The sequence below is a fragment of the Notoacmeibacter ruber genome (assembly GCF_003668555.1).
Classification (GTDB): Bacteria; Pseudomonadota; Alphaproteobacteria; order Rhizobiales; family Rhizobiaceae; genus Notoacmeibacter; species Notoacmeibacter ruber.
Map to the genome: position 1 here is coordinate 1,719,080 of NZ_RCWN01000001.1, position 12,528 is coordinate 1,731,607.

The window sequence follows — 12,528 nt, forward strand, 5'->3', positions numbered from 1 at the left end:
TTCTTAAAAACTCTCCCGCAACCAGGCGCCGACCCGCGCGAAGCGGCTGCCGGACTGCATTGCGAACCCTGTACGAACGCCACCCCGCTGGCGTGTCTCGAAATGGGCGACCTGCGGATAGATCAGCAGGCCCACCACGGTAGAAAAAGCAGGCCCTTTGGCCATTTCCGGAAGGCCGGAAACACCGAGCGGCCGTCCGACGCGAACGTTACGGCCGAGAATGCGGCGCGCCACTTCCGGCAATCCGTTCAGCTGCGCGCCACCGCCGGTCAGGACGAGGCGCTTGCCGACGATACCGGCATGGCCCGACGCATTGAGTCGGTCACGGATAAGCTCCAGCGTCTCTTCCGTCCGCGCGCGGATGATCTTAGTCACCACGGACCGCGGCACGGTGGCGTGTTCCTCGCCGGCCACGGCCGGAACCGTGATCAGTTCGCGATCGTCAGCGGCACTCGGAAGCGCCGAGCCGTGCATCACTTTAAGGCGTTCAGCTTCGTCGATGGCGGTCGACATGCCACGCGCCAGATCGAGCGTGACGTGATGGCCCCCGATCGGAACGGAGTCGGCGTGAATGAACCGGCCGTTCTGGAAGACCGAAAGTGTCGTCGTTCCGCCGCCCACATCGATGCAGGCCGCGCCCATGGAAACCTCGTCGTCAACCAGCGTGGAAAGGCCGGAGGCATAAGGCGTGGCAACGATCCGCTCTACCGAAAGGTGACAACGGTTGATCGCAAGTTCCAGGTTGCGAAGCGGTCCGGCATCGCCCGTCAGGACGTGCATCGTGACGCCAAGCCGGTCGGCCACCATGCCACGAGGGTCTGAAATGCCGCTTTCCTCGTCCAGCGAGAAGCCGGTCGGCAGGGAGTGAATGACGGTCCGCTCCGCTTCTTCCGACAAGCGCGCTCCAGCGGCCAGCACACGAGAGATATCGCCGGATTCGACCTCATGTCCGGCCAGATCGACCTGCGCCATGAAGCTCTCGGACTTCAACCGTCCTGCCGCCAGATTGACGATGATGGAATCAACGGTAAGCCCGGCCATGCGCTCGGCCGACTCGACCACCTTGCGGATCGATTCCTCGGCCGCGTCCAGATCGACGATCACGCCGCTCTTGACGCCCTGGCTGCGGCAGTGACCGATGCCGATCACCCGCATCTGATGCGTGCGACCTTTCAGGACTTCACCGTGCTCTTCGCGTGGCTTCAGCCGGGCGATGATGCAGGTCAGCTTCGTCGATCCGATATCCAGAACGGTCAGGACACCGCCCCTGACGCTACGACGGCGCGGGAATGGAATGATCGTCATGTCCGGCCCTCCGAAAGAGAGTGGCGGATTTTCTTTTCGATGGTTTGGAACGCCTTTTCACGCGCTTTCATCACATCATCCGATGTTGCAACGACGAGTTGACCTTCGATCCGCATATCGATCGAGCTGATATCCCGGGCGACCAGTTCGCCGAAGAGATTGCCTTCCTCCAGCCGTGCTAGTGCCTCGGCCGGACGGCGCTCCGGCAGTTTGACGGTTACGCCGTTATCGAGCTGCAGGTCCCAGCGACGGTGACCGACGCGAATAAAGGCCCGGACGCGGTCGGCAATGGTCGGATAGGCAGCGACAAGATCGCTGATCTGACGGGCATTCTCGGCAGCGCCCTCGCCCACGACGAGCGGCAGCCCGGAAAGCACCACACCCTCATAAGGCGCAAGAACAGCTCCGGAACGGTCGATCACCTGCACGAGCGAGCCCATCTGCCAGAGCGCCGCCGGCTTGTGCTCGGTCACGTCGATCGTCAGCCGCGAGGGATAGGTCTTGCGCACTTCCGCCGACTTCACCCATGGAAGAGCCACCACGGCATTCCGGGCCTCCGCGACACTGAAACCGAGAAGCGCCTTGCCGTCATCAAGACCGACTGCGTGTGCGATTTCCGTCTCATCCGTGAACCGGTTACCGGCCACAGCCAGTTCCGCCACGCCAAAACCTGTTGCATTCGCGGTAGCCGCGGCAATGGTCGAAACATGCCCGCCGATCACGACGCCGGAGACGATCCAGGCGGAGAAGAATCCGCCGATCACGATCGGCGTCGCCGCATTGGGGACGGCCACGTCGCCCTGAAAGAAGCGCCGGCAAAAGCGGGCCGGACGCCGTAGCGGACGAGGCAACACGCCCAGACCGTGCCCAAACCGAGACTGGCCGATCAACGCCCGCATGATGCGTCCTCCACCAGCCAGCTTACCAGTTCCGCCATAGAGTGGCCGGCATAGGCTGCGAGCTCAGGCGCAAGCGACTGTTCGGTCATGCCCGGCTGAGTGTTGATCTCTAGCCAGATGATCTCGCCATCTTCGGAGTGACGGTCATCATAGCGAAAGTCAGAGCGTGAAATGCCACGGCAGCCCATGATTTTGTGAGCGCGCAGAGAATAGTCCTGAATCTGGGACTTCACATGCGGGGGAAGGTCTGCCGGGCAGACGTGACGGGCACCGCCAGCGGTATATTTTTCATCGTAGTCGTAGAACTTGTCGCTATTGGGAATGATCTCGGTCACGCCGATCGCAACATCGCCCATGACAGCGCAGGTCAGCTCGCGACCATGAATGTATCGCTCCACCATAACCATGTCGCCATACTTCCAAGAGTCAGAGGAAACAGACTGCGGCGGATGAGGCTGGTTTCCATCAACGATGAGAACGCCAAAGGACGAGCCCTCAGTGACGGGCTTGATCACGTAAGGTGTTGGCATCGGATGAGCCGAACCGATTTCGAAACGGTTCATCACCTTGGACTCTGCGATCGGAATGCCGGCGTTTCGGGCCAGCACCTTGCTGCGCTCCTTGTCCATGGCAAGAGCCGAGGCAAGCACACCGGAATGCGTATAGGGAATGCCCATAAACTCCAGCACACCCTGAACGGTACCGTCTTCGCCGAAGGGGCCGTGCAGCGCGTTGAAAGCGACATCCGGCTTCAGTTCGGCGAGCCGCGCTGCCAGATTGCGTTCCACGTCGACACGCGTCACCTGATAGCCGGCCTCTTCGAGCGCAGCCGCGCAGGCTTCGCCGGAATTCAGGCTCACCGGCCTTTCCGACGAGAAACCACCCATTAATACTGCGATATGGCGGCTCATGGTGCCCCTTGCAAATGGCAAGATTACGCTACGATTCAGCCGCCACCCTAGGAGGTGGATGGTTAATCAGTGGTTAGCATTTTAGCTTCTGGAAAGATTTTGTCAGGGTTTCGGAAACTTTTACGCGAGGGTCCAGGCGCCGGCCAAGCAAGGCTGAACCTCTCCGAAAACCATGGTTTCGAAGAGGCTTGAGAAGGAAAAAGCAGAGAGTTTGCCGCGTCTCGCGCGGCGCTCGGCCAATCAGGCGTCGCCGCCAGCTTCCAGCTGTTTCGGCAAGTCGTTGGCCCAGAGGCTGATTGAGCCAGCGCCAAGCATCAGGACGAAATCACCCGGTTTCGAAACCTCACGCACGAAGGGGGCGATGGCCTCCTTGCCCGCCAGATCGCGCGCGTCACGGTGACCGCCAGCGCGGATGGCCGAGACGAGCGCCTCGGAATTGATACCCTCGATCGGATCTTCGCCCGCTTCGTAAACGGGGAGAACCGCGACGCAGTCGGCATCGTTGAAGCAGCCTGCGAAATCATCGAAGAGATCGTGAAGCCGGCTGTAACGATGAGGCTGCGCGATTGCGATGACCTTGCCGGGCGCCGCATCCCGGGCGGCAGCGAGCACGGCTCTGATCTCAACGGGATGGTGGCCGTAATCATCGAAGATTTCGACACCGTTCCACGTCCCGGTATGGGTGAACCGCCGTTTGACGCCACCGAAGGACAGAAGGCCCTCGCGGATATCGTCGGCGCTCATCTCCAGCGCATTTGCCACCGCGATAGCAGCCGTTGCATTGGAAATATTATGCCGGCCCGGCATTGGCAGCTTCAGATTTTCGATCAGAACGCCTTCCGTGCCCTTTCGCGGACGAATCATCACATCAAAGCAGCTATGCCCTGCCTCGAAGCGGGCATTCAGAAAACGAACATCGGCCTGAGGGTTTTCGCCATAGGTGATGATCCGCCGATCCTCGATACGGGAAACCAGCGCCTGCACTTCCGGGTGATCGATGCACATGACGCCAAAGCCGTAGAACGGCACGTTTTCGACGAACCGCCGGAAGGCGGCCCGCACCGCGTCGAAATCGCCGTAGTGATCCAGATGCTCGGGGTCTATATTGGTGACCACGGCGATCTCGGAGGGCAGCTTCAGGAAGGTACCGTCGCTCTCATCCGCCTCGACGACCATCCATTCGCCTTCGCCCATGCGCGCATTGGTGCCATAGGCATTGATGATGCCGCCATTGATGACGGTCGGATCAAGTCCGCCGGCATCCAGCAAGGTTGCGATCATCGAAGTGGTCGTGGTCTTGCCGTGCGTGCCCCCAACAGCGATGGCCTGGCGAAAGCGCATCAACTCGGCCAGCATTTCGGCCCGGCGGACGATCGGCAGGGTCCGTTCGCGAGCCGCCTGAAGCTCAGGGTTATCCCGCTTGATTGCCGTCGAAACAACGACCACTTCGGCTTCGCCGAGATTTTCGGCGCGCTGACCGACATGAACCGTAATACCCTTGTCACGCAGCCGTTGGACATTGGCATTATCGGACTGGTCCGACCCCTGAACGGAATAGCCAAGGTTATGCAGCACCTCGGCTATGCCACTCATCCCGATTCCGCCAATGCCGATAAAGTGCACGGTCCCGATCGTCTGCGGCATAGCCATGGATGATGGCCCTCTCTTGTACTGGTTGATGGTTTCGCGACGCGAAATTTAGCGCGAGGCAATAGCCTCTGCCTCATCGGCAAGCAAGACAGCCGCGTTTGGACGACCGGTCGCCTTGGCGGCAGCGGCCATATCGGCAAGCCGCGACGGGCTTTGGCCGAGTTCCGCGATCAGGCCGGCCAACATTTCGGGCGAAAGGCTGCGCTGCTCACGCACCTGACATCCACCGGCCGCCTGCAGCGCTGCGGCATTCGCACTCTGATCGTGATCGAGTGCGTGAGGATACGGGACGAGAATTGCCGGGCGGCCGATCGCCGCCAGTTCGGAAACGGTCGAAGCACCGGCCCGACTTATGACGAGATGTGCGCCAGCAATGCGAGCTGCCATGTCGGAGAAGAACGGCGAGACCTCGGCCGGGACACCAAGCCTTGCGTAAACCTGCCGTATCTCATCCTCATCATCGGCGCGCGCCTGCTGCGTGATCGACATGCGCTGACGCAAGTCAGCCGGCAGAAGCTCGATGGCAAGCGGCAAGGCCTCGCCGAAATATTGCGCGCCCTGACTGCCGCCGAAAACAAGAAGCCGAAACTGTTCGTCCGGGCCAGGCGGAGCGTATGGCTGGTCCAGAACGTCGAGCACGGCGGGACGAACGGGGTTTCCGGTCTGCACCGTCTTTCCCGCAAAACCACTCGCTTGCGGCGTCAGGAACCCTCCGGCGATACGGTCAACGCGAGCCGCAAGGGCCTTGTTGGCGCGGCCCATGACCGCGTTCTGCTCGTGAACCATGCTCGGCACACCGCGCCGGGTTGCAGCGAAAACAGGCGGCAACGTTGGATAGCCGCCAAAACCGATCACGGCCTTCGGCTTCAATCTGTTCAGGACCGCGACGGATTGCCGATAGCCGGCAAACAGCGTCGTCAGCGTCTTCCACAGAGCAATGGGATTGCGGCCGCCGATTGTTGCCGAGCGCACCAGATGCACTTCTCCCGGAAAGCGCTCGGAATAGCGCTCCGCGCGCTCATCAGTGGCAAGGTGGACCGTCCAGCCACGGCCGATCAGTTCATGTGCCAGCGCTTCGGCAGGAAAGAGGTGCCCGCCCGTGCCGCCGGCACTCAGCAAAATGGCGCCCTTATGCTCGCTCATCGCTATTCCGCCGGCATCAGGGCGCCGGTCGGCGCGGGCGACAGGTTGAGCTCGAAACCAGCCCGTTTTTCCGGCCTGTGGCGCGTCAGAGCCAGCACCATACCCATGGCGATGGCAGTCGCGATGAGAGACGAGCCGCCGTAGGAAACGAAGGGAAGCGTCATGCCCTTTGCCGGCAGCAATTGCAGATTGACGCCGATATTGATGATCGACTGAAGCCCGAAAATGGTGACGAGCCCGCAGGTCGCCAGGCGGGTGAACTCGTCGCGCTCTCGAAACGCCAGCCAGAGCCCCCGAACCACGACGACCATAAAGAGGCTGAGAAGAAGAAGGCAGAAGATCGCGCCGAACTCTTCCGCAGCTACCGAAAACACGAAGTCGGTATGGCTATCCGGCAAGGAGCGTTTGACGATGCCTTCCCCAGGACCCGTACCGAACCAGCCGCCGTGCTGGATCGCCTGCATACCTTGCATCACCTGATAGTTATCGCCCTCGCCTGTCAGGAAGCGGTTGATGCGGCTCTGGACGTGATCAAAGGAGAGATAGGCGGCAGCCGCGGCGCCGACACTCATGAGGCCGAGCCCGCCGATCAGAAGCCAACCAAGCCCTGATAGGAAGAACAATACACCGAACGTCGCCGCAACCAGCATGGTCTGGCCGAGATCCGGCTGTCCGACCAAAAGAGCCGCGACCAGCAGGAAGAGCACGATGGCAAAAATATTGCCTGGAATCTCGGGCTTTTTCATGTGCTCGGAGAACAGCCAAGCGGCCATCACGACGAAGGCCGGCTTCATATATTCCGATGGCTGAATCGAGAAGCCGAGAATGTGGAGCCAGCGGCGCGAGCCCTTCACTTCCATGCCGACGAAAAGAACCAGCACCATCATAAGAAGGGTGGCCGCGAGCAACAATGCTGCAAAGCGGCGAACCTGCCTTGGCGTCAGAAACGAGACGGCCACCATCACGGCGACGGCCGGGATCATGAAGACGATCTGCCGGATGATGAAATGATAGGTGTCGAGCCCGATACGTTCGGCAACAGCAGGACTCGCCGCGAAGGAGAGCGTGATGCCGAAGAGCATGAGTGCGAGAAACGTGACCAGCAGCCAGCGGTCGATCGTCCACCACCAGTCGGATATCAGACCACGCTCGGTTCTCTTGAGGCTCATGAGGCACCCCCTGCAATAGGCTCGGCGCGCGGTAGCGCGAGGACGGCATCGCGGAACGCATCGCCGCGAACTTCGAAATTCCGGAACTGATCGAAACTGGCGCAGGCCGGCGACAGCAGCACGACTCCGCCGCCTGCGTCTTCGGCATCGCGCGCCGCGTGAGAAACCGCGATGTCCAGCGTGTCGCTGATTTCGTAAGGCACGCGGTCGCCGATCGTGGCCGCGAAAGAGGGCGCGGCCTCACCGATCAGATACGCTTTCTCGACGCGATCGAAGAGCGGCGCCAAGGCCTCTATGCCGCCCTGTTTTGGAAGGCCGCCCGCGATCCATCGCACGCGATCAAACGACGACAGAGCCGGAGCAGCCGCTTCGGCATTGGTGGCCTTCGAATCATTGACGAAAAGCGTCTCGCCGATATGGGCGACCTGCTCCATCCGATGGGCAAGCCCGGGAAAGCTCTTCAACCCGGAGACGATGGCGTCTTCATCGAGACCCAACTTGAGGCATGTGCCGATGGCGGCCATGGCATTCTGTGCATTGTGAAGGCCGCGCAGCGCGCCGATCCCTTCCAGGGAGGCGATTACCCGGCGTTCCGTTCCGGCGGCCAGAATGACGTTCGGCCCTTCGGAGAAAAGGCCTGTCCCGAGATGCTGTGTCGTCGAGATCTGAAGCGGCACCTGCCCGTCCTGGCGCATGCCATCCACAAGAGCCCGGCCGTAGCGATCATCAACGCCGACGATGGCATGCCGGCTTCCACGAACGAGCTTCGCCTTGATCGCAGCATAGTTCTCTATGGTGCCGTGCCGGTCGAGATGGTCCGGTGTCACATTCAGCAAAATGCCGACCGTCGGATCGAGACTCGGCGCAAGGTCGATCTGGTAGGACGAACACTCCACCACGTAATGCCGGCCCTCGGCGGGCGGATCGAGCGTCAGAACCGCGCGGCCGATATTGCCGCCCATCTGCACATCCTTGCCGGCATGGCGCAGGACATGCGCAATCAGCGCCGTCGTTGTGGATTTGCCGTTCGTGCCTGTGATCGCGATGAAGGGGGCCGTCGGCCCGAAGGCTCGCCTCTCGCGAGCGAACAGCTCAACGTCGCCGATCACCGGAACGTCCGCCTCTCGAGCGAGTATCGCAGTCCAGTGCGGTTTCGGATGGGTCAACGGCACACCGGGCGCCAGCACCAGCGCATCGATGCCACTCCAGTCGAGCGTTCTCAGATCGCATGTCGTCACCCCCTGCTGCGCCGCGCTTTCGACACTGTCCGGGCTGTCGTCGAACGCGGTGACCGTCGCGCCGCCAGCGGCAAGAGCGCGGGCCGTCGCAATGCCGGACCCACCAAGGCCGAACAGCGCGACATTTCTGCCGGAGAGGGAGTGGACCGGTATCATGAGGCTAACGCACCTTCAGGGTGGAAAGGCCAACGGCCGCTAAAATGAGAGCGATGATCCAGAAACGAATGACCACCTGGCTTTCGGTCCATCCCTTCTTTTCGAAGTGGTGATGGATCGGCGCCATCAGAAAAACGCGCTTTCCCGTCCGTTTGAAGACGGCGACCTGAATGATGACGGAGAGCGCCTCCATGACGAAAACGCCGCCAATGATCGCGAGGACCAGTTCGTGTTTGGTGGCGACCGCGACGGTGCCGATGAGGCCACCGAGCGCGAGGCTTCCCGTATCGCCCATGAAGATCGCGGCGGGTGGCGCGTTGAACCAGAGAAATCCCAGTCCGGCCCCGACCACCGCGCCAAGAATGACCGCCAGCTCACCGGTGCCGGGCACGAAATGAATCTGCAGATAATTGGCGAAAATCGCGTTACCGGAAAGATAGGCGATCAGGGCGAAACTGGCCGCCGCGATCATGACGGGCACGGTTGCCAGACCATCCAAGCCATCGGTCAGGTTCACCGCATTGGCGGCGCCGACCACCACGACGGCAGCAAAGACCGCGAAAAACCACCCCATATTGATCATCAGATCCTTGAAGAAGGGGAAGGTTAGCGAGGAGGAGAACGGTTTCTGCCCGGCCTGAATGATCGTCCACGCGGCTATGCCGGCAATGATGAATTCGGCAGCCAGCCGCGCCTTCCCGGAAAAGCCCAGATGGCTCTGCTTGGTGACCTTCAGATAGTCATCATAGAATCCGATGATCCCGAACGCGATTGTCACGAGCAGGACACACCAGACATAGGTGGAGTAAGGGTTCGCCCAGAGAATCGAGGACCCCAGAATGCCGACAAGGATCATTACGCCGCCCATGGTGGGCGTGCCGGCCTTCTTGAAATGGGTTTGCGGTCCATCGGCACGGATTGGCTGCCCCTTACCCTGACGCACGCGCATCGTGTTGATGATCCACGGTCCGAATAGGAAGACGATCATTGCCCCCGTCACCATGGCCGCTCCCGTCCGGAACGTGATGTAGCGAAAAACGTTGAAGAAAGAGACGGTCTCTTTCAGATCAACCAGTAGATATAGCACTGGGAATCATCCCCTCTTTCAACGTTGTCGTGGCGGCTTGCGCCGCGCCGTCATTCTATCGTTTCGCTTCGGTACCCCGAAGAACGGCAACCAGCCGTGACAGCCCAAGCCCGTTGGAACCCTTCACAAGGGCGATATCGCCCTCGCGCAAGGTTTCGCGGGTCTGTCGGGCAAGCTCATCCAGATCATCGCAATGGCGGCCCTCGACCCCTTCGGGCAAAGCCTCCTGCAGCGCCTGCATGTCGTCGCCGATTGTCAGTACCACATCCACGCCTGCCGCCTCGATCGGCCCGACCAGGGCGGCATGATAGTCAGCGCTCCTTTCGCCAAGCTCGCGCATTTCGCCGAGAATGGCGATACGTCGACCGCCCTCGCCCGGCGTCATCTGGCCCAGCTCGTCGAGCGTGGCCGCCATCGAAGCGGGATTGGCGTTGTAACTCTCATCGATCAGCGTCGCGCCTCCGCCACCGGTCAGCGTAATGGTGTGCGTTTCGCCGCGGCCCGCGCCAGCCTGCAGGCTGGCAAGTGCAATCGCCGCCTTGCCGACATCGGCGCCAGTGAGCTTGGCGGCACCGAGAGCCGCGAGCGCGTTATGGGCCATATGTCGACCGCGTACGCCCATCTTTAGTTCCATCAGGTCATCCGAAAGGCTGATCGACAGTAAGGCACCCTCGCGTGTCGCTTTGTAATCGCGAAGCTGAAAGGCCGAGCGCGGATGTTCGCCAAATCCAAGCACATGGTCGACGCCCGCCTTTCGGGCCAATTCCTCAAGAAACTCGAAATGGTCGTCATCGCGGTTCAGAACCGCAGTCCCACCCCGAACCACGCGCTCGAAAATCTCGGCCTTCGCACGCGCAATTTCTTCGATCGAGGAGAAATGCCCGATATGAGCTGGCGCTACGATGGTGATAATGGCGATGTGCGGCCGAACGATCTTCACCAGCGGGCGGATTTCGCCGGGATGGTTCATGCCGATCTCGAAAATGCCGAACTGCGTATTTTCCGGCATTCGCGCCAGTGTCAGCGGCACGCCCCAGTGATTGTTGAAACTCTTGTCCGAGGCATGCACCGCGCCCGAGGTCTCCAGCGCGGTTCGCAGAATCTCCTTGGTGGTCGTCTTGCCGACAGATCCCGTGACCGCAATGATACGCGCGCGGCTGCGTGCTCGGGCGGCCTCGCCCAGGCGGCTCAACGATTCCAGCACATCGCGGACAACGATCATCGGCGTCCGCAAACGTCCCATCGCAGGCAATTTCGCCTCCGAGACGACGAGGAGCGACGCGCCATTCGCAATCGCCTTCGTGCAGAAATCGTGACCATCGAAGCGGTCACCCTTGATCGCGAAAAAGGCTTCGCCCTGGCTGATCGTACGGCTATCGATCGATATGCCGGTGATACCTTCGGGCATGACGCCCACGGGTCGGCCGTCCATGGCCGAGATCATGTCCTCCGTGGTCCAGAGCCAGCTCATTGGGCAGCTCCGCTCGCTCGTTTTTCACGCGAGACAAGAGCCGCACGCGCTTCTTCATGATCGGAGAAATGGACCGTTTCGCCGCCGATGGTCTGCCCGGTCTCATGTCCCTTGCCAGCGATCACGAGGGTGTCACCGCGATCGAGCATATCAATGCCGATCGCGATTGCCCGCCGACGATCGCCGATCTCCTGAGCTTCCGGGACCGCGTCCATAATGGCCCGGCGGATAATGGCCGGATCTTCGGAGCGGGGATTATCGTCCGTCACGATCACCGTATCGGCCAAACGACCGGCAATCTCTCCCATGATCGGCCGCTTGCCGGGATCGCGGTCGCCGCCGCAGCCAAAAACCACCACCACCTTGCCCGTGGTGAACGGGCGAACGGCCTTCAGAACGTTTTCAAGGGCTTCGGGCTTGTGGGCATAATCGACATAGATAGCCGCGCCCGCGTCAGTTTCGCCGACTTTCTCCAACCGCCCGCTAGCGCCCTTCAATTCCCTCAAGGCAGAAAAGACGGATGCGGCGTCACTACCGGTCGCGATGGCCATGCCCGCGGCAACGAGCGCATTGGCCATCTGAAATTCGCCGGCGAGCGGAAGGTCGACCTCATGATGAAGGCCCGCATGTAGAATGTGCGCACGCTGGCCGTCGCGCAATTGCTCGCAGCGTTCGAGCTTGAGAAAGTTGCCACTACGGCCAACGGTAAGGACCTCGCAGCCCCCTTCTTCGGCGGCGGCGATTGTCGGGCCGCTCCAGGCGTCGTCAGAAAAAATGACGGCGGGCGCCCCCTCCGGCAGCAATTCCCGGAAAAGCCGCATCTTGGCGCGGTGATAATCCTCGGCTGTCGCATGAAAATCCATATGGTCGCGACCGAGATTGGTGAAACCCGCCGCGGCCAACCGAACGCCGTCCAGTCGATACATCTCCAGACCATGGCTCGATGCCTCCATCGCGCCATGCGTCACGCCTTCCGCCGCAAGTTCGGAAAGCAGAGCGTGAAGCGAAATCGGATCGGGCGTGGTGAGCGAGCCATATTGATCCCGGCCTGGCGCCGTTACGCCGGTGGTGCCGATCGAAGCCGCCGGCAGGCCGTCATGAGCCCATATCTGGCGCATGAAGGACGCAACCGATGTCTTGCCCGCCGTTCCGGTAACCGCCACCATCGTTTCAGGCTGCCCGCAGGAGAACCGCGACGCGCATATCGCCAGCGCCTTGCGAACTTTGTCGGTGTGCAGGACGGGAACGCCAACCTCGCCGATCGCGGCATCCCTGCTGGCGACGATGGCCACCGCGCCGGCCTTTGCGGCATCGCCTGCATAGGACGCGCCATCCGTCTTCGTGCCGGGTATCGCAAAGAACAATGTGCCCTTGGCCACTTTGCGCGAATCGCTTGCAATGGCTGCCACGGTGCTGTCCGGGTCCACATCGCCAAGTTCTACCAGATCAGCAATATCAGCGAGTCGCATCGGGTCCCCTTCATCTGGCCTCACCTGTTT

The 12,528-nt window shown here is 61.4% G+C and carries 10 protein-coding genes; all 10 read right to left on the reverse strand.

The window, feature by feature from the left end; translation table 11 throughout:
- Window positions 1-3 precede the first annotated feature (3 nt).
- Entirely contained in the window at window positions 4-1,305 is a 1,302-nt protein-coding gene (gene ftsA, locus D8780_RS08155; protein ID WP_121645144.1) for a cell division protein FtsA, read from the reverse strand.
- Entirely contained in the window at window positions 1,302-2,204 is a 903-nt protein-coding gene (locus D8780_RS08160) for a cell division protein FtsQ/DivIB (RefSeq protein WP_121645145.1), read from the reverse strand. The genes ftsA and D8780_RS08160 overlap by 4 nt, the downstream gene beginning before the upstream one ends.
- A complete protein-coding gene (locus tag D8780_RS08165) occupies window positions 2,192-3,115 on the reverse strand; it encodes a D-alanine--D-alanine ligase (RefSeq protein WP_121645146.1) in 924 nt (307 codons plus the stop codon). The genes D8780_RS08160 and D8780_RS08165 overlap by 13 nt, the downstream gene beginning before the upstream one ends.
- A 240-nt stretch (window positions 3,116-3,355) precedes the next feature.
- On the reverse strand, window positions 3,356-4,765 hold the full coding sequence (gene murC / locus D8780_RS08170) for a UDP-N-acetylmuramate--L-alanine ligase (protein WP_121645147.1): 1,410 nt from the start codon (window positions 4,763-4,765) through the stop codon (window positions 3,356-3,358).
- A 48-nt stretch (window positions 4,766-4,813) separates the two neighbouring features.
- A complete protein-coding gene (gene murG, locus D8780_RS08175) occupies window positions 4,814-5,908 on the reverse strand; it encodes an undecaprenyldiphospho-muramoylpentapeptide beta-N-acetylglucosaminyltransferase (protein WP_121645148.1) in 1,095 nt (364 codons plus the stop codon).
- A gap of 2 nt (window positions 5,909-5,910) precedes the next feature.
- Window positions 5,911-7,077 (reverse strand): putative lipid II flippase FtsW, encoded by a 1,167-nt coding sequence (ftsW, locus tag D8780_RS08180; protein WP_121645149.1) that lies wholly within the window; start codon window positions 7,075-7,077, stop codon window positions 5,911-5,913.
- A complete protein-coding gene (murD, locus tag D8780_RS08185; protein WP_121645150.1) occupies window positions 7,074-8,471 on the reverse strand; it encodes a UDP-N-acetylmuramoyl-L-alanine--D-glutamate ligase in 1,398 nt (465 codons plus the stop codon). Before murD ends, ftsW begins: the two co-directional genes overlap by 4 nt.
- Window positions 8,472-8,475: 4 nt before the next feature.
- Window positions 8,476-9,558, reverse strand: a complete 1,083-nt coding sequence (gene mraY / locus D8780_RS08190) for a phospho-N-acetylmuramoyl-pentapeptide-transferase (protein ID WP_121645151.1) — start codon at window positions 9,556-9,558, stop codon at window positions 8,476-8,478.
- 55 nt (window positions 9,559-9,613) lie between these two features.
- Window positions 9,614-11,029: a UDP-N-acetylmuramoylalanyl-D-glutamyl-2,6-diaminopimelate--D-alanyl-D-alanine ligase gene (locus D8780_RS08195; protein ID WP_121645152.1), complete on the reverse strand. Its 1,416-nt coding sequence runs from the start codon at window positions 11,027-11,029 to the stop codon at window positions 9,614-9,616.
- Window positions 11,026-12,498, reverse strand: coding sequence for a UDP-N-acetylmuramoyl-L-alanyl-D-glutamate--2,6-diaminopimelate ligase (locus D8780_RS08200; protein WP_121645153.1), 1,473 nt, complete (start codon window positions 12,496-12,498; stop codon window positions 11,026-11,028). The genes D8780_RS08195 and D8780_RS08200 overlap by 4 nt, the downstream gene beginning before the upstream one ends.
- Window positions 12,499-12,528 lie beyond the last annotated feature (30 nt).

Coding starts and splice junctions, on each gene's coding strand:
- ftsA (WP_121645144.1), bottom strand. CDS start 1,305: ATGACGATCATTCCATTCCCGCGCCGTCGTAGCGTCAGGGGCGGTGTC.
- D8780_RS08160 (WP_121645145.1), bottom strand. CDS start 2,204: ATGCGGGCGTTGATCGGCCAGTCTCGGTTTGGGCACGGTCTGGGCGTG.
- D8780_RS08165 (WP_121645146.1), bottom strand. CDS start 3,115: ATGAGCCGCCATATCGCAGTATTAATGGGTGGTTTCTCGTCGGAAAGG.
- murC (WP_121645147.1), bottom strand. CDS start 4,765: ATGGCTATGCCGCAGACGATCGGGACCGTGCACTTTATCGGCATTGGC.
- murG (WP_121645148.1), bottom strand. CDS start 5,908: ATGAGCGAGCATAAGGGCGCCATTTTGCTGAGTGCCGGCGGCACGGGC.
- ftsW (WP_121645149.1), bottom strand. CDS start 7,077: ATGAGCCTCAAGAGAACCGAGCGTGGTCTGATATCCGACTGGTGGTGG.
- murD (WP_121645150.1), bottom strand. CDS start 8,471: ATGATACCGGTCCACTCCCTCTCCGGCAGAAATGTCGCGCTGTTCGGC.
- D8780_RS08195 (WP_121645152.1), bottom strand. CDS start 11,029: ATGAGCTGGCTCTGGACCACGGAGGACATGATCTCGGCCATGGACGGC.
- D8780_RS08200 (WP_121645153.1), bottom strand. CDS start 12,498: ATGCGACTCGCTGATATTGCTGATCTGGTAGAACTTGGCGATGTGGAC.